Source organism: Pedobacter miscanthi, from assembly GCF_032678605.1.
Lineage (GTDB): Bacteria > Bacteroidota > Bacteroidia > Sphingobacteriales > Sphingobacteriaceae > Pedobacter > Pedobacter miscanthi_A.
This window is the reverse complement of sequence record NZ_JAVTSU010000009.1, coordinates 217,304-237,577: the sequence shown is the minus strand read 5'-3', so window position 1 is coordinate 237,577 and position 20,274 is coordinate 217,304. Positions and strand designations below refer to the sequence as shown.

Here is a 20,274-nt window from a genome sequence, read left to right as displayed (position 1 = left end):
TTTAGGATTACAAGATCGTTTAAGTCATATTATCGTTCTTTAACTTTGCATAAATCGCCAGACTGATAAACCTATCATTTTTAATTTCGCAATTCTTCATCGTCTCCTGATAATCGAAGCCAAGTTTTCTCAGAATCTTTTTACTGTTTTCGTTTTCTGTTTCAACCATAGCCTCAATTTTTCTTAAGCTTAATTTCTCAAAGGCATAATCGCAAACCGGATTGGCTGCTTCTTTAATGATGCCCGTTCCCCAATATTCGGGTAGTAACCAAAAGCCAATTTCTGCCTTTTTATCGATTTTACTTAAGTCATTAAACCCGATGGCGCCATAGAATTTATGATTTCCTTTATCGCAGATGGCCCACCATATGCCTGCTTCGTTTTTTTGAAGGTCATTAAACCAGGTTAGTTGATCATGGGTTTCCTCCAGACTAGAATAACTTACGCCATAATAACGTATAACATCTGGGTGCGACAAGCCTTTAAATACGGATGCCAGATCGTTAGGATGAAATTGCCTCAATAAAAATCTATCAGTATATAGTGTATGTGAAGCAAACATTATCTTGCGCAACAGTTTAATAAATGGTCGTTCACCATTCCGGTGGCCTGCATATGGGCATAACAGATGGTGGTGCCAAAAAACTTAAAGCCACGTTTTTTCATGTCTTTGCTGATTCTATCCGACAGTTCGGTTCTTGGAGGAACATCACTCATTTTTTCAATATGGTTTTGGATCGGTTTACCCTCAGGAACAAAGCTCCACATGTATGTAGAGAAACTGCCAAATTCTTTCTGAATTTCGATAAACAGCTTTGCATTGGTAATGGCGCTATTTACTTTTAAACGGTTGCGGATAATACCTTCATCGTTCATCAGCCGTTCTACATCCTTTTCGGTAAAAGCAGCTATTTTCTTAACCTCGAAATCTGCAAAAGCTTTACGATAATTTTCTCGTCTGCGCAAAATGGTAATCCAGCTTAAACCAGCCTGCGCACCTTCCAGTATCAAAAATTCGAATAAAATTTTATCGTCGTAAACGGGCTTCCCCCATTCTTCATCGTGGTATTTGATGTAAAGTGGATCGGAAGTAGCCCAGGAGCAACGGCTTATTGAGTCCTTAGTCTTTAGTCCAGAGTCTTGAGTCATATTATGCGAATTTTGCAGGGTTTTTAATCATGAAGCTTAATAGTTTACTAATTTTTTCACATTGTGCATCCAAATGATTGAATTTTTCTTTAGAAATATAGTTACAGGCAAGGGCCACGTCTAACCAAACCTGAGTTTCACCATTCTCCATGTCTGCGTCTGATAATTTACTTGTAAAATGATTTGGGTACCTTCTCTTTTTATAAGCTTCGCCAATACTGCTACAAACAGATCTTGAAGATCTGCGGATCTGATCTACCAAACTATTTTGCTCTGATTTAGGAAAATCTTTTGTTAAGCTAAAGATATCCATCAGAAGAGTAAATCCTTTTTTATAGGCAATTAATTCTCTAAACTTTCCCATAGTTTTTTAAACTAATATAATAATTTGGGAAGAGAAATAGACTAAGGACTCTGGACTACAGACTCTGGACTAAGAAGAACTCAATTCATCCCAATACTCCACTGCTCTTCTATAATGAGGAATTACGATGCTGCCGCCCACGAGGTTGGCGATCATGAAGATTTCGTTCATTTCGTCGTTGTTTACGCCTGCATCGAAGCATTTGCCTAAATGATATTTAATGCAGTCATCACAGCGGAGCACCATTGATGCTACCAGTCCAAGCATTTCTTTTGTTTTAACATCCAGGGCTCCATCAGCATAGGAAGTGGTATCTAAAGCGAAAAAACGTTTAATATTCGTATTCGCTGTTTCCATAATCCTATCGTTCATTTTTTCGCGATAGCCGTTAAATTCTTCTACTAATTTTCCCATGATTAATTATTGAGTGATAAATTTTGAATGAGAGAATAACGTTAATATTAAATCTGATGGGTTTTAGTCGAGGTTGATTTCTTCCAGTGGATTCCAGAATACCTTTTTAAAGTTAACCACTTTATCGTTTTTAACTTCAATACCTTCCTGTTTTAACAGTTCTTCCATTAATTCGGGTGGTCTAAAATGGAATTTTCCAGTAAGGAGTCCGCTGCTGTTTACCACGCGGTGGGCAGGTACTTTAGGATGAGCGGTGCCGGCATAAAGCATGGCATGCCCAACCATCCGCGATGATTTTGCCGCGCCCAAACTTTTGGCAATTGCCCCATAAGAAGTAACTCTTCCTTTGGGGATCAATCGGGCAATCTCATAAACCTGCTCGTAGAAATTGGTATCCATTATTCAAAAGAAAATTGAATATAGTTAATATTTTTATCGTGTAACAGGTATTTTTTCTCGTAATAGGTTTTAATTGATAGCACTTCGTCAACCAGGTCCGAAGTATATAAATGATCCGTGTTTTTATGTACAGGCAGGCCTAATTCTGCAACCTTTTCGCAGGTGTAAGCGTATAACTGATCATTATCGGTTTTTAAATTAACGTTCCCTCCAGGTTTTAAAACCAGTTTATAACGGTTCAAAAATGCTGGGAATGTTAAACGTTTTTTCTCGCGGCTATCCTGTGGCTGTGGATCAGGGAAGGTAATCCATATTTCGTCAATTTCTCCTTCATTAAAATAATCCAGGATGTTTTCAATCTGTATCCTTAAAAAAGCAACATTATCTATGCCGTCTTCAATGGCTGTTTTAGCACCCCGCCAGATGCGGTTACCCTTATAATCTAATCCAATAAAATTTTTATCAGGAAATAACCTGGCTAAGTTTACCGAATATTCACCCTTGCCACAGGCGAGCTCGAGCACAATAGGGTTTTCGTTTTTAAAATGTTGTGAAGCCCAATTCCCTTTTAAAGCCTTTCCCGCGTCTAATTGATATACGTTTGCAAATGTTTCGATTTCTGCAAAACGCCTAAGTTTATCTTTACCCAAAAGTTTTTTTTCTGCAAAAATACAATTAAATCAATAACCCATGTTTCTTTTGCCAGAAAGATTCATGTCAATCTTGTTTAGGAATCGTATTTTTGTAACCTATAAAATTTACTGTGGAAAAAGAAGCTAAAATATATATTGCAGGCCATCGTGGTATGGTGGGTTCGGCCATTTACCGTAAACTGCAAAAAGAAGGTTACAGAAATATCATTGCCAAAACTTCGGATGAACTGGATTTGCGCAACCAGCAGGCCGTTACCGATTTCTTTGCTGAAGAAAAACCAGACTATGTATTTCTTGCTGCAGCGAAAGTTGGTGGTATTGTAGCAAACAATACTTATAGGGCAGATTTTCTTTATGAAAATTTGGCCATCCAGAATAATGTTATCCATAATGCTTATATAAGCGGGGTTAAAAAACTGATGTTTTTGGGCTCGAGTTGTATTTATCCTAAAATGGCTCCGCAACCGTTAAAGGAAGATTACCTATTAACCGGAACTTTAGAACATACCAACGAACCTTATGCTATAGCAAAAATTGCAGGGATTAAAATGTGCGATGCTTACCGCGATCAGTACGGCTGTAATTTTATTTCGGTAATGCCAACCAATCTTTATGGTTATAATGATAATTACCATCCACAAAATTCGCACGTTTTACCCGCGCTGATTCGTAAAGTTCACGAAGCAAAGGCGAATAACGAAAAGGAGGTTGTTGTTTGGGGATCGGGCTCGCCAATGCGTGAGTTTTTATTCGCAGATGATCTGGCTGATGCTTGTTATTTCCTGATGCAGAATTACAGCAAACCAAACCTGATTAACATTGGTACCGGACACGATTTAACTATTAAAGACCTCGCTTTGCTGATTAAAGAGGTGTTGGGTTTTGAAGGCGAACTGGTATTCGATGCAAACAAACCCGACGGAACGCCGCGTAAATTAATGGATGTAAGCAAACTGCATGATTTAGGCTGGAAACATAAAGTTGAATTAAGAGAAGGTATTGCAATGGCCTATCAGGATTTCGAAAGCAGGTACTAGTGTATTGAAGGAGAGAATGTTTTTAATCATGCTCTTTCATTCAAAATTCAATCACTCACGAATTCTCTAATTCAATCATTTTTATTATAGTTAAAATTTATATCTTTGATAAGATAAATCAATTTTACCTATATGACTTTAGTTCAGCTTGAATATATTGTTGCTGTTGATACTTACAGAAGTTTTGTAACCGCTGCCGATAAATGTTTTGTAACCCAGCCAACCCTAAGTATGCAGGTGCAAAAACTGGAAGAACTTATTAGTGTTAAAATTTTCGACCGAAGTAAACAGCCTGTAAGCCCGACTGAAATTGGCGCACAAATTATTGCGCAGGCCAGGATCATCTTACAAGAAAGCGGGAAAATAAAAGAGCTTATCAGCAGCCAGCAGCAGGATGTTTTAGGTGAATTAAGAATTGGCGTGATCCCAACAGTTGCCCCATATTTATTGCCAGAAGTAATTTCGGCCATGCTGGAGAAATATCCCGAACTGAAACTTTTAATCTGGGAATATACTACCGAAGATATTATCCATCATTTAAAAACAGGTGTGCTGGATTGTGGGATTTTAGCCACACCGCTAACCGATCCGAACATTACAGAAACACCTTTATATTACGAAAATTTTGTAAGCTATATCAGCAAAAACAGCAAGCTTTATAAAAAGAAAGCAGTTGATGCGGAAGACCTGAACGACGAAAACATCTGGCTCTTAAACGAAGGCCACTGCATGCGTAACCAGGTTTTAAATATCTGCCGCTCTACTAAAAATAACAGGTTACAGGGCTTAGAATACAATACCGGTAGTGTAGAAACTTTGGTGCGAATGGTCGATTTAAATGGTGGTGCCACCTTGCTTCCTGAACTAGCCATTGCAGAATTAAATGCGAAACAAAGCAGTAAAATTCGTCATTTTAAATCTCCCGAACCCGTTCGCGAAATTAGTCTGGTAACCCATAAAAACTTTATCAAAAAGCGAATGCTTAATGCGTTAAAAGATGAGATTTTAGAAATCATCCCTAAAGCTATGAAGCAAAAAAAGAAAAAAGATATTGTTGGGATTTAAGTTTCAACATACTCTGCGATCGTCATTATAAGAAGGCTTTATCAGCTGACGAAGCAATCTTTATGGTAGGACTCAAAAGCATAAAAGATTGCTTTGTCGTTCCTCCTCGCAATGACGACTTTTCGATAGGATTGGTTTATTTCGCAACCTTTTAAGCTAACTCCCTATCCTTATCCACATGATCAGCCAGTTTATAACTTTGGGCTTCAGGATTTTTATCTTCCAAAAAGATCAATATAATCAGCGAAATAATAGGAATTAAAAAGGAGATTAAAAACCAAAACCAGAATTTTCTACCAGTTCTTTTTGCTAAAAAACCAGCAAGTAACTGCGGCGATAGTAATAGCCCGAGTACAAGAGATCCGAGGATTATTTCTGGCATTTTTAATAGATTATTACCTTTATTTAAGCCCTAAGCTTATTGGTTTTGTTTTTCAACCGGCGGACCAGAAAGCAAACCTTTAATATCGCTTTCCACTTCTTCTTCCTCACCTTTTTTCTTTTTCTTGTTTTTGCCCTTTAGGCCTTTTCCGCTTAAACGTTCTTCTATAACTTTGTCATATTCAGACTGTTGCTCGGGTCTTAAAACATTGCGGATGTTTTTTGTGGTTTCGTTTTGTAGTTTGTAAAACTTATCTACATCCTCCTCACGTGAGTTTCCGGCCTGTTGTCTTTTAATTAAATCGGCTTGTTCTTTTGCCTGGTTAAAAGTGAAACTATAAATCACACTTTTTTGCGTAGCATTCAATTTTAACCTTTTATCCAGGTCGTCTACATTTTTTTGTGCAATTTCAGTAGGTGTAGGCATTTTGTTCTGCTGCGCGCTCACCCATCCATTTACACCAATAACAATTAAAAATAAAATTACAAGCCTTTTCATTTTAAACATTTAGTAGTGCGAAGTTACTTAATTATCTTAAAACAAGAAAGTCCCGATTTGCATCGGGACCTTTCTTAAATTTTATTGGAATTAGCTTACAAAGCTTTTTTGTAAAGTTCAGCAACTGCATCCCAGTTAACTACATTCCAGATTGCAGCTAAATAATCCGGACGTTTGTTCTGGTATTTTAAGTAATATGCATGTTCCCAAACATCAATACCTAAAATTGGAGTACCTTTTACTTCAGCGATGTCCATTAAAGGATTATCCTGGTTTGGAGTAGAAGAAACCTGAAGTTTTTTATCAGCACCAACTGATAACCAGGCCCAACCCGAACCGAAACGGGTAGCACCAGCTTCTTGTAATTTAGTTTTAAGCTCAGCAAACGAACCGAAAGTTTCGTTAATTGCTTTTGCTAAATCGCCAGTTGGCTCACCACCTTTATTTGGACCTAAAATGTTCCAGAATAGAGAGTGATTATAGTGACCACCACCATTGTTTCTAACAGCAGGAGGGAATTTTGAAATGTGTTTTACAATTTCTTCGATGCTAGAAGTTGCTTCTGGTTTACCTTCTAACGCTTTGTTTAAGTTGGTAACGTAAGCTTGATGATGTTTATCATGGTGGATTTCCATGGTAGTTTTATCAATATGCGGTTCTAATGCATCGGTTGCGTAGTGTAACGCAGGTAATTCAAAAGCCATAATGTTTATGTTTTAAGATTTAAAAATGTTTCTTGTAGCAAATATAACATTAGAACGTTAAGATTTGTTCATGTTATTATCATCAAATCGTTTTCTGCTCTGGTGTTGTAAAGTTAAAAGGTCTGAAAGTTGTAAGGTTCAGGTCGATAACTCCGGGATGGATTGGTTAAAAATGATTAATTTCTATTGGTTAATAGTTGATGGTTTGTTGGATCAATAGCATTTTCGGCCATTAAACGGTTAGGCCATGAGCCATCAACGCCTATCTCTTCTTCGCAAAAAAAACCTTCATTAGCGCTCCGCATTCTTCTGCCATCACTCCTCCCTTCAATACCGTTTTAGGATGGAGGAGACTTGCGTTTTTAGAAATAAAACCTCTTTTTTCTTCACGGGCGCCATAAACAATCCGGCCTATTTGTGTCCAGTAACTGGCGCCGGCACACATTACACAAGGCTCTATGGTAACATAAAGCGTACAATCTCTTAAATATTTTCCACCAATGGTTTGGGCGGCTGAGGTAAATGCCTGCATTTCGGCATGTGCGGTAACATCGTTAAAACGTTCGGTTAAGTTGTAACCACGGCCAATAATACGGTTTTTGCTTACCACAATAGCGCCTATAGGGATTTCGTCTTCTGCCTGGGCTTTTTTAGCTTCCTCCAGAGCCAGTTTCATATAATGGATGTCTTCTTCCCCGGGATTGGTATCTTCGAAATTATAAAAACTCATGGAGCAAATATAGGGTTTAAGCGGCAAAGACTTCCGAAGTTTCCGATGGGCATGGCGCAGGCGAATTTCGGAAGTTTAAAGGCTGGGCTGGTTAGATTTTTGGAGCGCAGTTTTAGTGCTTATCGGCTGCTGCAGTCCTGCTTTGCACTCCAAGTCCTCTCCCGGTGAAAAATCGGGATTGCGTGCTTTACGCTCCAATGAGGGCTATTTTGTGGGGTACGTGCTAAAAACTTCGGAAGTCAACTCCTAAACCAGCTTACTCCCATTCGGTACCTTGCTTTGTACTGCGGTTAACACAATATCTCCGTTTTCGTCGGCAAAACCCGTAACCAAAAACTCAGACATAAACTTGCCAATCTGCTTTTTAGGAAAGTTGATTACCCCAACAATCTGTTTGCCTGCCAATTCCTCCAGGGTATAATGTTTGGTAATCTGTGCACTACTCATTTTAATCCCGAACTCGCCAAAATCTACTTTTAGTTTATAGGCTGGTCTGCGGGCTTCAGGAAACGCATAGGCTTCCAATACTGTTCCCACTCTTAATTCTACTTTTTCAAAATCATCCCAGGTAATTTGTTCCATCGCTCAATTTAATATAATGATCAAAAATATACATTATTCAGCTAGGATTTAAATGCACTAAATCACATTGGCAGTATAAAAAATTTGCGATTTATATTTTTACCTCTATATTTATGCAACCGTTTGCATAACCAAGTATAAAATAATTTTTAACCATGTATTTATTAGGAATTGATTTAGGTACATCATCCATAAAAGTTGCCATTGTTGAGGTAGCTACACAAAAAAAAGTAGTTACAGTTCAATATCCCGAAGAGGAAACACCGATCAAATCCCTGCAAACTGGCTGGGCTGAGCAATCGCCTGATGAGTGGTGGCAAAATGTTCAGCAGGCCGTTCTTAAATTAAATGCCACAGGTTTATTCGATCCCAAGGAAATTAAAGCCATTGGTATTGCTTACCAAATGCATGGCCTGGTGGTGGTAGATCAAAAGCAGCAGGTACTGCGTGATAGCATTATCTGGTGCGATAGCAGGTCTGTTGAACTGGGCAATGAAGCTTTTGAAACCATTGGTCATGATAAATCTTTGAAACACCTGTTAAATTCTCCAGGAAATTTTACCGCCTCAAAACTGGCTTGGGTAAAAACAAATGAACCCGATATTTATAACCGTATTGATAAAATGATGCTGCCAGGCGATTTCATTGCCATGAAATTAACCGGCGAAATCACCACCAGTATTTCCGCGCTTTCAGAAGGTATTTTATGGGATTTTGAAAACCACGAAATTTCTAAAGATGTACTAAACTATTATGGCATTGATGAACAGCTTATTCCAACTGTAAAACCGCTGTTCTCAGCGCATGGTTATTTAAAAACTGATATTGCTGCTGCTTTAGGTTTAACTGCAGGTATTCCTGTTGCCTACAAATCTGGCGATCAGCCTAATAATGCACTTTCTTTAAATGTATTAAAACCGGGCGAGGTTGCTGCAACGGCAGGTACATCGGGTGTAATTTATGGCGTAAGCAACGATCTTACCTACGATAAACAATCGAGGGTAAATACCTTTGCCCATGTAACCTATTCAGCAGAAAAAAAGCATACAGGCGTGCTCCTTTGTATTAATGGTACAGGAAGTATGTACCGCTGGGCGAAACATAATTTTGCTCCCCAGGCTACCTATGCCGAACTGAACCAGCTGGCGGCAGATGCACCAATAGGAAGTAATGGATTAAAGGTTCTTCCTTTTGGTAATGGCGCCGAACGCATGTTAAACAACAAATATACCGGTGCTCAGCTATTGGGAATTGATTTAAATACACATAACCAATCAACAATTTTCAGGGCCATACAAGAAGGAATTGCATTTTCGTTTCGTTACGGATTGGATATTATGCGCGAAAATGGCATGGTACCTAAGGTAATCCGGGCTGGCCTTGCAAATCTGTTTTTAAGCGAAAATTTCGCGCAGACTTTCGTAGATGTTACGAGTATTCCGGTTGAGTTGTACGAAAACGATGGCAGTGTTGGAGCTGCGCTGGGAGCAGGGATTGGGGCCGGTATTTTTAACAGCGCGGAAGAAGCTTTTACGCAGCACGAGGCGATTAAAATGTTAAGCCCGAAAAATTCAGAAGCATACGAACCAATTTACCAGGATTGGAAAGCAATATTAGAGAAAGAGTTAATTGATAGATAAGGGTTCATGGATCATAGTTTAATTGTTCATAGCTAGGTGGGCTACGAACCATCAACCATGAATTAAAAGATGAACCATCAACAAAAAAACAAAAACACATGACAAAAGTAGTAACAGGAGCAAAAGAATTTTTTAAAGGGATTGAACAAGTTCAGTTTGAAGGCTTAACAAGCGATAATCCTTTAGCCTTTAGGTGGTACGATGCCAATAAAATTGTGGCAGGAAAAACCATGAACGAACATTTTAAATTTGCCTGTGCGTATTGGCACTCGTTTAATGGCAACGGTTCAGATCCATTTGGCGGCGCAACACATGTTTTTCCATGGGATGAAAAAAAAGATGCCGTAGAAAGGGCAAAGGATAAAATGGATGCTGCTTTTGAATTTATCACCAAAATGCAGATTCCTTATTACTGTTTCCACGATGTGGATGTGGTAGTTTATACTGATGATATTGCCGAAAATGAGCGCAGACTACAAACCCTGGTAGAATATGCCAAACAGAAACAAGCTGATAGTGGTGTAAAATTACTTTGGGGAACCGCCAATTTGTTCAGCCATAAGCGTTACATGAATGGAGCTTCTACTAATCCCGATTTTCATGTATTGGCCCATGGTGCTGCGCAGGTTAAAGCTGCCTTAGATGCCACAATTGCTTTAGGGGGAGAAAATTATGTTTTCTGGGGTGGTCGTGAAGGTTATATGAGCCTGTTGAACACCAATATGAAACGTGAGCAGGAGCATTTGGCTAAATTTTTACATGCGGCTAAAGATTATGCCCGTAAAGAAGGTTTTAAAGGAACTTTCTTTATCGAACCAAAGCCGTGCGAGCCTTCTAAACACCAGTACGATTATGATGCGGCAACGGTTAAGGGCTTTTTGCAACAATATGATCTGCTGGCCGATTTCAAATTAAATTTAGAGGTGAACCACGCTACCCTGGCTGGTCATACTTTTCAGCACGAATTACAGGTTGCCGTTGATAATGGCCTCTTGGGCTCTATTGATGCTAATCGTGGCGATTATCAGAACGGATGGGATACGGATCAGTTTCCGAATGATATTAATGAACTAACCGAAACCATGCTGATCATTTTAGAAGGCGGTGGTTTGCAAGGCGGTGGTGTAAACTTTGATGCAAAGATCCGCCGTAACTCTACCGATCCTAAAGATTTATTTTATGCACATGTTGGTGGCATGGACATATTTGCCCGCGCTTTGATCACTGCGGATGCCATTCTCCAAAAATCAGATTATAAAAAAATCAGGGCCGATCGTTATGCTTCTTTTGATAGTGGTAAAGGCGCAGATTTTGAACAGGGTAAGTTAACGTTAGAAGACCTCCGAAATTACGCTGCCGAAAACGGTGAACCAGAAGTACGTAGCGGAAAACAGGAATATTTAGAGAATCTGATCAACAGGTATATTTAAAACTATTTTTAATAGATAATATTCCGAGGCCTGTGGAGACACAGACCTCGGATGCGTAGTTGAAGACCTAAGGCTTGTTAAATAAAAAAAGCTGTCAGTCCTGAGGGAGATGAATGGTCTCAAAATATCGTCATTTCGACTGCAGTGGAGAAATCTTTGAGCCATGTTAAAAGATTTCTCTCCCGAATGTTCGGGATTGCACTTCAGTCGGAATGACAACCTTACTATAGAATCTGCCAATGGTAGCGCTTAGCATTTTGCAAATACATTGGAGGTTTAATGACAGTGCGTAGAATCGTCATTGCCAGCTCGACTGGCAATCGTAATGCCTTGGCAGGGGTTGCAGGTTGCATTAAGATTAGCTTCGCTGAGCACTTCGTTGTTCCAGCCTGCGCGGGAATGACCACCATTCTTTAGCATCTGTCATTGATAGCGTTATCGAAGGACATCTTTTTATTTAGCCAATGAGCTCAACCGCTTTTGTTTTATCTTATGAGATTCTCCATATTTGAAGAAGAAGTAAAATTAATAAATGTCAATTTAACATTTTTTAGTTTAAAAAAAAGCGGATATTATTTTATGATTTTATTACATTTAACTTTCTAAACCAAATAACCACTATTACATTAATGAAACACAACTTATTGGACACGAAGGATTACATTGTATTTGCAGTGTACTTCGTTATTGTGGCTGCTTACGGTCTGTACATCTACAACAAGAAGAAATCCGCATCCACAGGCTCAAAAGATTATTTCCTGGCTGAAGGTTCACTTACCTGGTGGGCCATAGGCGCATCCTTAATTGCATCGAATATTTCGGCCGAGCAGTTTATTGGAATGAGCGGATCGGGCTTTAAAATGGGATTAGCGATTGCAACATACGAGTGGATGGCTGCCCTTACCTTGGTAATTGTTGCCGTTTTCTTCATTCCGGTTTACCTGAAAAACAAAATTGCCACAATGCCGCAGTTTTTACATCAACGGTATAACGGAACCGTGGCCATGATTATGGCGGTGTTCTGGTTATTGTTATATGTAGTGGTAAATTTAACTTCAATCCTTTATTTGGGTGCTTTAGCAGTAAGCAGTATTTCGGGTTTTAATCTTACCTTTTGTATGTACGCCATTGCAGCTTTTGCCATTGTAATTACGCTGGGTGGAATGAAAGTAATTGGGTATACCGATGTTATCCAGGTGTTTTTCTTAATACTGGGTGGTTTAGCAACCACTTATTTAGCCTTAAATTTGGTTTCTACACATTATGGAACCTCAGGTATTTTTGAAGGTTATAGTTTAATGACTTCAAAAGCATCAGAACATTTTCATATGATTTTAAAGCCAGATAATGAAAATTATATCGATTTACCAGGATTAAGTGTCCTGGTAGGTGGGATGTGGATTGTGAACCTGAATTATTGGGGCTGCAACCAGTACATTACCCAACGTGCTTTAGGTGCTGATTTAAAAACGGCCCGCGGGGGTATCCTTTTCGCTGCATTTTTAAAACTATTAATGCCAATTATCGTGGTTTTACCCGGTATTGCCGCTTACGTATTATATAAAGATGGTGCTTTCCAATCAGAAATGCTGCAGGACGGATCGGTTAACCCTGATCGTGCTTACCCTGTATTGCTAAATTTATTGCCTGCAGGTTTAAAAGGTTTATCATTCGCTGCTTTAACCGCTGCAGTGGTGGCTTCTTTAGCGGGTAAAGCAAACAGCATTGCCACCATTTTTACCTTAGATATTTATAAAAAAGTATTAAAAACCGACGCGTCTGAAAAAAACCTTGTGTTAACGGGTAAAATTGCTGTAGTGATAGCGATGGCATTGGGTGTTTTAATCGCACCACATTTAGGCATCGATAAAAAAGGAGGATTCCAATATATTCAGGAGTACACTGGTTTTGTATCTCCGGGTATCTTTGCCATGTTTATATTGGGTTTCTTCTGGAAAAGAGCAACCTCTAATGCAGCACTTTTTGCAACCATTGGTGGTTTCGGTTTATCGTTGCTGTTAAAATTCCTTCCCGGCTGGACAGATCTTTCCTGGTTATCGGGTATGGGCTTCTCGGTTAAAAACGGAGCCGGCATTTACGAAATTCCTTTCTTAGATAGAATGGGTTTTGTATTCGTATTCTGTATTCTGGGCATGGTAATTATCAGTTTATTCGAAAATAAAAATGGCGTTAACCCTAAAGGATTGGAAATCGATTCGAAAATGTTTAAAACTACAACGGGTTTTGCTGTTGGTGCTTTGATTATTATTGGTTTATTAGTAGCCCTTTACGGTATTTACTGGTAGTATCGATTGGCTCGTGGTGACACGCACCAAGGCGATTAGTATATTTTAAAGCTTTCTGGGAAACTGGAAAGCTTTTTTGTTTTAGCAGTATTTTCAAAGTGGTTATTTGAGTGAAATAAAATTCAATTATATTTTTTGGAAAGCAGATACTGCAGCAGTTAGATAAAAATCTTCCTGCTCTCCGTTCTTTCCGGTGATAATTTGTGCTGGTTTAACGGTAGGCAGACCGGAACCACTGCGATCAGGTTTAGGTGGAGAGGAAAGCGCTGCTGGCTTCCGAAGTTTGCCAATGCCAGTGCCTTGGGAAACTTCGGAGATTTTCACAACAAGCCTATTTCTTATAAAATTGATTTGGTTCGTGGAGACACGAACCATGGCGTGGAAATTTTCGCAACAAGCCTATTTCTTTAGCCCTGATTGAAGCGGTTCCGATTTTTCATCGGAAGTAGCGGAAAGCAGGACTGCTGCATCCGATTAGCATTGCAACTGCGCTCCAAAAAATAAATATTTTGAATTTAAGACGATCTATAAGGATCAGTTATCTCTTTTGAAATTGATTTGTTTCGTGGAGACACGAACCATGGCGTGGTTTCTTATAAAATTAATTTGGTTCGTGTGTCCATGAACCAAGGCAGTGATTTAATCAATTATTGCGCACAAGGCCCGTCAGGGATTTCTTTGCTGATCTTGATCACCTTCGTAACCACTAATGTAGAATCAAAATCGGCAGAAACGGTAGCCGTATCGGTTTTTTTAAAATAACCTTCTAATTCTACATATACCGGCTCGTAAGGTTTTTCGAAGCCTAAATTGCTATAAGCCAGTTCTAATTTTTTTACGCTGTCGGTAACCCAATAATCACGGGTATCTTCGCAAAGGGTAAAAGATTTCATTTCTGGACCGAAACTATACAAACCTTTAACAATTTTCAGGTTACTTTTTTCTCCCTCGGCTTTATCGTTTCTACAAGCTGTAGCGGCCACGCCAAGGAGCACAACGAATACAATTGCTTGTTTAAATAACTTCATTTTATATGGATTGATTAATTTGATCGATCTTTTTAACACTTAAATTGGACGACAAAGCAGATGCCAAAAATGAGAAGATTCCTACAGTAACGAAAACTAAAACAAAATCTTTCCATTTTAAGCCGATAGGATAAGAACTTACCAGCGTTTTATTTTCTTCGCCCATTTTAATCAGGCCGTAAGTGTGCTGAAAATAGTAAAAAATAAGGCCGATAATTAAGCCCAGCACACAGCCCGACATGGTAATCATCATACCCTCGAATAAAAATATACGTTTGATTAATTTTTTCCCGGCACCTAAGCTGCTCAGGATGGCAACATCCTTCACTTTATCTATTACTAACATGGTTAACGACCCTATGATATTAAATATAGCAATAATGAGGATAAAAGTAAGAATAATATATACAGCCCATTTTTCTGTGTTTAAAATGTGGTAAAGCGATTTGTTCTGTTCTGCCTGGTTTTTTACCTCATAATCTTTTCCGGCTTTTTCTATAACTTCTTTCTGAAAACCGTCTAAATCTACCCCAGGTTGCAGGTTAATCTCAATTGCAGACACATTTTTCTCTTCGCCCAGCAACTCGCGGGCAAAATCTAATGGTACAATAATGCCATTATCAAAATCCTGCTGCACCTCGAAAACACCACTTACCCGGATGCTTTTAGCCACAAAATCATCGGCTGGGTTTAAACTGTTCGGTACGATATCTTTTTTTGGCGAATAAATTTCAAGCTCGGTAAAAGGATCTACCGTATTTACGGCCAGATAACTTTGAAGGGCCGAACCGATAACCGCATTATTGCCACTTTTGTTATGAAGTATAAAACGACCTTCTTTAATGGTACTGTCTAATTTAGTGTTTTTTAAATAATCGGGGCTAACGCCTTTCACCATACCAACGGCTTGTTTATTATTGTATTTTAACAGTGCGTTTTCCTGTAATACTTCTGTAAAGGCAGCAACATCCTTATTTTTTTTAAGCTGGTTAAAATAAGTGGTATTCGGGTCGAAGGTTTTTCCTTTAGCAGGGGTAATGGCAATTTGAGGAGTAATGGTATCGAACATGTTCAACACCACTGTTTCTAAACCGTTAAATACCGAAAGAATAATAATTAATGCCGCACTGCCTACCATTACACCAACCATTGATATGCCCGATATCAGGTTAATGGCATTGGTAGATTTTTTGGCAAAAAGATACCTTTTGGCAATATAAAACGATGTATTCACAGCGGTAAAGATAGTAAAAGATGGATGAGGTAAGATGGAATATGTGAGATGGATATTACCATCATCCTTTTTCCATCACCCACCTTACATTTAAAAAAACGGGTTATGTTGCTTTTCGAAACCAATGCTTGTAGCTGGTCCGTGGCCAGGGTAAACTTTGGTTTCATCAGGTAATACAAAAAGTTTATCCGAAATGTTTTGGATTAATTGCTGATGGTTTCCTCCGGGCAAATCGCTGCGACCGATGCTGCCATAAAAAAGTACATCACCACCCATTAAAATATGATCAGCAGCACTGTAAAAGCACAAATGCGCCGGCGAATGACCAGGGGCAAATATTAAACTTAAAGTGCTGTTGCCAAAAGATATGGTTCCGGTTTCAGGCAGAAAGGTATCGGGCTGCGGCGAAACCTCATAACGGGTAAAACCCATTGATGGTGCATATCCGGGTATTGCATTTAAAATCGGCAATTCACCTTCGTGGAACTGCGGTTTTAAGCCATAGGTGTCAAAAATAAACTTATTGCCAAAAACATGATCGAGATGGCAATGCGTATTTAACAATAAAACGGGTGTAAGATTTTCCTGTTTAATGAAAGCGGCAATTTCGTTCTGCTCAAAACCTTCATACATGCCCGGATCAATAATGACACATTCTTTGGTTTCATCGTAAAGCAGATAAGTATTTTCGCTGTAAGCGTTAAAGGTGAAGGTTTTTACGGTAATCATAGTTTTTAAAACAGGTCTTAAATTAATTTTTCCACTTAAAAGTGGCGATGAGCGTGTCGATATCTTTTTTAATAAAATTAACAACGGGTGCTATCGAGTCGTATTGTGGTCGCTCATTAAAATACAGGGCACCCCTAAAATAATGTTTGGCGCTATCCGTTAAAAAAAACTGAACAGATGAGGCCGTATTTCCTTCTATGGCATAATAAATGCCATAAACCTTGCGACCGGGGTAATTAATGACCTTTTGATCGATGGCACTTGCCTTTATGGTATGCTTAAAAGCAAGTTTCCGGGCGTCTTCTACCATTTCATCATATGCTCCTTTACCTGATACATCATAATAAGTCAGGTGCAAAAAGCCATTAAATTGTTTAAAATGGAGGTTGTACCAGTTCTTTCTGGCATCGCGACTCAGATCCTGCTCTACAGTTGCGTATGTAGGATACTTAAAACTAAAAGGAACCGGTTCGGTAAATGGAGTATATTCTTTTTTGGGAAATACAATCCTGAAATAAGCCCTGGGTTTAGGACTATAATCGTGGTTTTGACAGGCGGTTATGCATAAAAGTAACACAAGCGGTAAAAAAATCAATTCTTTTAATTTCATAACGTTCTATCAAAGATTGCTTCGTCCTTCCTCCTCGCCATGACGATAAGTTAAGTTATTTATTCCAGATGGCCCAGGCTTTTTCGGCCTGTTTGTATAACATTTCCAGTCCGTTTTTAATAGCAGCGCCCTGTGCAGCAGCTTTAGCCAAAAATACGGTTTCTAATGGATTATATACCAGATCGTAAGCTAAATGAGCAGGCCCGAGCTGGCTGTAATCAATTTCAGGAAAGGTATCAACATTTGGCGACATTCCCAATGGGGTGGTGTTGATCAATAAATGGTGTGAGGCCAAAATTTCGGGTGTAATCGCTGCATATAAAATAGCACCCTCAACAGGTTTGCGTACCACCACCTGGTATTCGATGTTTAGTTTTTCTAAAACATATTTTACCGCTTTGGCTGCTCCTCCATCACCAAAAACCAGCGCTTTTGTATGTTGTGAACCTAGCAGTGGTGTTAATGAGGCTTCAAAGCCATAGGCATCGGTATTGTAACCTTTTAAATAATTATTGCCTTCGAAACTTTTAACGGAAATGCAATTTACGGCACCAATTTTCTCTGCAGCTTCATCCACTTCGTTTAAATAACAAAGTACATTTACCTTGTGAGGGATGGTTACATTGAGGCCACAAAGTGAAGGATTTTCAATCAGCAGATCGGGAAGCGATTTGATATCTTCGATGGGGAAAAGTTCATATTGATGATCGGCTATGCCCTCATTTAAAAACTTTTCGGTAAAATATTTTTTGGAGAAAGAATGAGATAATGGATATCCGATTAAGCCGTATGTTTTCATATTGATATAAACAAGCAAACCTTACAGGTTTTTGAAACCTGTAAGGTTTATTTAACTATGCGCCTCGTAATGACGAATTTTATCTTTTATTTAACCTGGTTCAGGAAATAATCGAAAGTATCTCCACGTAAGCCTAAACGAATGGTTTCTAAAGGAATTACTTCTGCAGGGGCAATATTGCCCAGGTTTACATTGCTGCCGATTAATTTGATAAACCAAACCTGCTGCTCTTTTTGTGGTGCTTCCCAGATAATGGTTTCTTCAGGAATCTGTGTTAAAATTTCATCCACCAAACCCTCACGTACTTCACCGCTTCCCCGGTAAATACCAACGTTACCGCCTTCACGGGCTTCGGCAATTACTTTCCACGATCCTGCTTCAAGCTCTGCCTGCATCAGTTTAATCCACTTGTATGGGGCAAATATCTTTGCAGCATCTTTACTTCCCACTTCCGAAATTACAGTAACCTGTTTTGAAAGTTCGCGGATAAACTCACACTTTTTATCATGTTCGATCTCGATAGAACCATCAGAAACTTCTGCATATTCCATTCCGTACTGGTCTAAAATACGCTGATAATCCGAAAATTGGTTACGGATGATAAAGGCTTCAAATAAGGTTCCGCCAAAATAAGTCGGGATACCTGCACTTTTATATAAAGCTAATTTTTCTTTAAGGTTTGGTGTTACATGTGATGTTGCCCAACCTAATTTTACGATATCTGTATGTACGCCGGCAACTTCAATAAAATCTTCTACCTGGCGTAGGCTCAATCCCTTATCCATAACCATTGTTAAGCCTTTTTGGCGTGGTTTAGCTGGACGTTCGGGAACGTTTAATAATGGATAATTCATATGCGTACAAAAGTGAAAAAAATTTTGAGATTTATTTGTTAAATTTTTCTCACAAGGTCGTTATCTTATATATCTGTTTATAACGTTCAAAATGGCACTATTATCCTGCAATTGCGGTAGATATTCGAACAAAATATAGTGTTTGTCAGGATCGGTTGTTAAAGCTGTTTCCAGGTATCCCAGCGCATCACTATAATTACCCATGGCAAAAAGATAAGCCACCATGCGATAATAGAGTTCGGCTGCTTCGGGATTATTTTTAATTGCCTCGGCCATGGTTTCTGATGCTTCCAGTAATTTTCCCTGCTCGTAAAGCACCGTGCTGAAATCTAACCAGGCTTCAATATCCATCGGATTAAATTCCAGTACTTTTTCGTAAGCTTCAATTGATTCGTCAATCTGGCCTAGTTTATAATAAGCATCGGCCATAGCAAACCAGAAATCTGGATTTTCGGCTTCTAAATCAATTGCTTTTTTATAAAAATGAAGCGATTCGAAATAGCGTTCTTCAAAATTCAGCGTAACACCGATTCCAAACCAGGCATCTGCCATTTTTGGATCCATTTTTACCGATTTTTTATAATAAGAACGTGCTTCGTCCATTTTCTCCAGCTTTTCGTAACACTCGCCAATGGCACAATAAGTGTCCGCATTAGGCGGTTCATATTCGAAAGTCTGTTTATAAACCTCAATCGCCTCGTCGTATTTATCCAACTGCACCAATGCATTTCCTTTGTTAAAATAAGCCGAGCTGAAATCTTCTTTAATTAAAATGGCGTAATCGTAAGCATCGATTGCTTTTTCGAAAAGATTCAGTTTATGAAAACTGTTGCCCAGGTTATACCATGCCGCATACGAATACGGATCGGTATCGATATATTGCTGATAAAATTTAATGCTTTCTTCCTGCTTGTCTAAAACATCGTAACAAAAAGCCAGCTCATACAAACCATCCTGGTTTTCCATATTTTGCTCTAAACTCAGCTTAATATAGGTAATGGCGCTTTCATAATCACTCATGCTCTGGTAAACATAAGCCATCTGCAACAAAATTTCATCCGTACTTTCGGCCAGGCCTAAAGCTTTTTCATAATTTTCAAGTGCCTCATCATAACGTTCGGTATTTTGAAAAATATTACCGCGCAGCAAATAGATATCCGGTTCTGATGGTTCTAAAAGTTCAGCCTTTTGCAAAGCAATAAAAGCCTGCTCGTTGTTGTTGGTTAAAATGTAAAGATGAGCCTGTTTGATTAAAAAAACAGTTGCATAAGGGTGTTGACTGATGGCAAAATCAACTACCTGCAAAGCTTTTACCGGATCATTTTTTTCAATGTAAAAATCTACAATGTATTCAAAAGCGCCTGCATCGAAAAAATACTGATCCTGATTACGGAGCATTTCTTCGTAACGTTCTACTGAGCGTTGTGCGTCTTCGTTGGATTCAAAAAAGAATTCTTCTTCCATATATTATACTATTAAAGAACCGTGCCAATTAGCAGAAAAACACATTATAAGTTTACCAATTTAAATTATTCGTTTTTTAAATAATTATTAACATCAATGGGTTAAAACAATGTAAATAGCTGAATATAAAGCGTATTAACTGTGATTAAGATGTGTGGATAATCGATAGATTTTTTGCAACATCGCGGTTCCTTTTCCCTTCT

General features: G+C 38.7%; 24 protein-coding genes. 5 read left to right on the top strand and 19 right to left on the bottom strand.

What is annotated here, in order from left to right:
- Window positions 1–19: 19 nt before the first annotated feature.
- From R2R28_RS15310 to trmB, 6 genes are all read right to left on the bottom strand, one after another.
- A complete protein-coding gene (locus R2R28_RS15310) occupies window positions 20–562 on the bottom strand; it encodes a GNAT family N-acetyltransferase (protein ID WP_316826560.1) in 543 nt (180 codons plus the stop codon).
- Complete coding sequence (locus R2R28_RS15305) at window positions 562–1,149, bottom strand: DNA-3-methyladenine glycosylase I (RefSeq protein WP_316826559.1); 588 nt, start codon at window positions 1,147–1,149, stop codon at window positions 562–564. The genes R2R28_RS15310 and R2R28_RS15305 overlap by 1 nt, the downstream gene beginning before the upstream one ends.
- 1 nt (window position 1,150) lies before the next feature.
- Complete coding sequence (locus R2R28_RS15300) at window positions 1,151–1,513, bottom strand: four helix bundle protein (RefSeq protein ID WP_316826558.1); 363 nt, start codon at window positions 1,511–1,513, stop codon at window positions 1,151–1,153.
- 69 nt (window positions 1,514–1,582) lie between these two features.
- Window positions 1,583–1,927, bottom strand: coding sequence for a carboxymuconolactone decarboxylase family protein (locus tag R2R28_RS15295; protein ID WP_316826557.1), 345 nt, complete (start codon window positions 1,925–1,927; stop codon window positions 1,583–1,585).
- Between the two features lie 63 nt (window positions 1,928–1,990).
- Complete coding sequence (locus R2R28_RS15290; RefSeq protein ID WP_316826556.1) at window positions 1,991–2,326, bottom strand: MGMT family protein; 336 nt, start codon at window positions 2,324–2,326, stop codon at window positions 1,991–1,993.
- Complete coding sequence (gene trmB, locus R2R28_RS15285) at window positions 2,326–2,976, bottom strand: tRNA (guanosine(46)-N7)-methyltransferase TrmB (RefSeq protein WP_316826555.1); 651 nt, start codon at window positions 2,974–2,976, stop codon at window positions 2,326–2,328. Before trmB ends, R2R28_RS15290 begins: the two co-directional genes overlap by 1 nt.
- 113 nt (window positions 2,977–3,089) lie before the next feature.
- Here trmB and R2R28_RS15280 point away from each other — a divergent pair, with 113 nt between their 5' ends.
- Both R2R28_RS15280 and R2R28_RS15275 read left to right on the top strand, forming a co-directional pair.
- Window positions 3,090–4,016: a GDP-L-fucose synthase gene (locus tag R2R28_RS15280; RefSeq protein WP_316826554.1), complete on the top strand. Its 927-nt coding sequence runs from the start codon at window positions 3,090–3,092 to the stop codon at window positions 4,014–4,016.
- Window positions 4,017–4,148: 132 nt separating this feature from the next.
- Window positions 4,149–5,081: a hydrogen peroxide-inducible genes activator gene (locus tag R2R28_RS15275; protein ID WP_316826553.1), complete on the top strand. Its 933-nt coding sequence runs from the start codon at window positions 4,149–4,151 to the stop codon at window positions 5,079–5,081.
- A 151-nt stretch (window positions 5,082–5,232) separates the two neighbouring features.
- On the opposite strand, the gene R2R28_RS15270 is transcribed toward R2R28_RS15275, so the two are convergent.
- From R2R28_RS15270 to R2R28_RS15250, 5 genes are all read right to left on the bottom strand, one after another.
- Window positions 5,233–5,463, bottom strand: coding sequence for a hypothetical protein (locus R2R28_RS15270; RefSeq protein ID WP_316826552.1), 231 nt, complete (start codon window positions 5,461–5,463; stop codon window positions 5,233–5,235).
- Window positions 5,464–5,499: 36 nt separating this feature from the next.
- The gene (locus tag R2R28_RS15265) at window positions 5,500–5,961 is read right to left on the bottom strand and encodes a hypothetical protein (protein WP_316826551.1); all 462 of its coding nucleotides are present in this window, start codon (window positions 5,959–5,961) and stop codon (window positions 5,500–5,502) included.
- Between the two features lie 95 nt (window positions 5,962–6,056).
- The gene (locus tag R2R28_RS15260; protein WP_316826550.1) at window positions 6,057–6,665 is read right to left on the bottom strand and encodes a superoxide dismutase; all 609 of its coding nucleotides are present in this window, start codon (window positions 6,663–6,665) and stop codon (window positions 6,057–6,059) included.
- A gap of 262 nt (window positions 6,666–6,927) precedes the next feature.
- A complete protein-coding gene (locus R2R28_RS15255; RefSeq protein ID WP_316826549.1) occupies window positions 6,928–7,395 on the bottom strand; it encodes a nucleoside deaminase in 468 nt (155 codons plus the stop codon).
- A 246-nt stretch (window positions 7,396–7,641) separates the two neighbouring features.
- Window positions 7,642–7,977 carry a tRNA-binding protein gene (locus tag R2R28_RS15250; RefSeq protein WP_316826548.1) on the bottom strand — a complete coding sequence of 112 codons (336 nt, stop codon included), beginning with the start codon at window positions 7,975–7,977 and terminating at the stop codon, window positions 7,642–7,644.
- A gap of 155 nt (window positions 7,978–8,132) precedes the next feature.
- On the opposite strand from R2R28_RS15250, the gene R2R28_RS15245 reads away from it, so the two are divergent.
- The 3 genes from R2R28_RS15245 (at window position 8,133) to R2R28_RS15235 (ending at window position 13,353) form a co-directional block, all read left to right on the top strand.
- Window positions 8,133–9,617, top strand: a complete 1,485-nt coding sequence (locus tag R2R28_RS15245; RefSeq protein WP_316826547.1) for a xylulokinase — start codon at window positions 8,133–8,135, stop codon at window positions 9,615–9,617.
- Between the two features lie 98 nt (window positions 9,618–9,715).
- Complete coding sequence (gene xylA / locus R2R28_RS15240) at window positions 9,716–11,047, top strand: xylose isomerase (RefSeq protein ID WP_316826546.1); 1,332 nt, start codon at window positions 9,716–9,718, stop codon at window positions 11,045–11,047.
- Window positions 11,048–11,676: 629 nt separating this feature from the next.
- Window positions 11,677–13,353: a sodium/sugar symporter gene (locus R2R28_RS15235; RefSeq protein ID WP_316826545.1), complete on the top strand. Its 1,677-nt coding sequence runs from the start codon at window positions 11,677–11,679 to the stop codon at window positions 13,351–13,353.
- Window positions 13,354–13,479: 126 nt separating this feature from the next.
- On the opposite strand, the gene R2R28_RS15230 is transcribed toward R2R28_RS15235, so the two are convergent.
- The 8 genes from R2R28_RS15230 to R2R28_RS15195 form a co-directional block, all read right to left on the bottom strand.
- Window positions 13,480–13,677 (bottom strand): hypothetical protein, encoded by a 198-nt coding sequence (locus R2R28_RS15230; protein ID WP_316826544.1) that lies wholly within the window; start codon window positions 13,675–13,677, stop codon window positions 13,480–13,482.
- A gap of 323 nt (window positions 13,678–14,000) precedes the next feature.
- The gene (locus R2R28_RS15225) at window positions 14,001–14,381 is read right to left on the bottom strand and encodes a hypothetical protein (RefSeq protein ID WP_316826543.1); all 381 of its coding nucleotides are present in this window, start codon (window positions 14,379–14,381) and stop codon (window positions 14,001–14,003) included.
- A gap of 1 nt (window position 14,382) precedes the next feature.
- A complete protein-coding gene (locus R2R28_RS15220) occupies window positions 14,383–15,615 on the bottom strand; it encodes an ABC transporter permease (RefSeq protein ID WP_316826542.1) in 1,233 nt (410 codons plus the stop codon).
- A gap of 90 nt (window positions 15,616–15,705) precedes the next feature.
- Window positions 15,706–16,344, bottom strand: coding sequence for an MBL fold metallo-hydrolase (locus R2R28_RS15215; protein ID WP_316826541.1), 639 nt, complete (start codon window positions 16,342–16,344; stop codon window positions 15,706–15,708).
- A gap of 22 nt (window positions 16,345–16,366) precedes the next feature.
- Window positions 16,367–16,954 (bottom strand): gliding motility lipoprotein GldD, encoded by a 588-nt coding sequence (locus R2R28_RS15210; protein ID WP_316826540.1) that lies wholly within the window; start codon window positions 16,952–16,954, stop codon window positions 16,367–16,369.
- A 55-nt stretch (window positions 16,955–17,009) separates the two neighbouring features.
- Window positions 17,010–17,753 carry a shikimate dehydrogenase gene (gene aroE / locus R2R28_RS15205; RefSeq protein WP_316826539.1) on the bottom strand — a complete coding sequence of 248 codons (744 nt, stop codon included), beginning with the start codon at window positions 17,751–17,753 and terminating at the stop codon, window positions 17,010–17,012.
- Between the two features lie 86 nt (window positions 17,754–17,839).
- On the bottom strand, window positions 17,840–18,607 hold the full coding sequence (locus R2R28_RS15200) for a phosphosulfolactate synthase (protein ID WP_316826538.1): 768 nt from the start codon (window positions 18,605–18,607) through the stop codon (window positions 17,840–17,842).
- 60 nt (window positions 18,608–18,667) lie between these two features.
- Window positions 18,668–20,071, bottom strand: a complete 1,404-nt coding sequence (locus tag R2R28_RS15195; protein WP_316826537.1) for a tetratricopeptide repeat protein — start codon at window positions 20,069–20,071, stop codon at window positions 18,668–18,670.
- Window positions 20,072–20,274 lie beyond the last annotated feature (203 nt).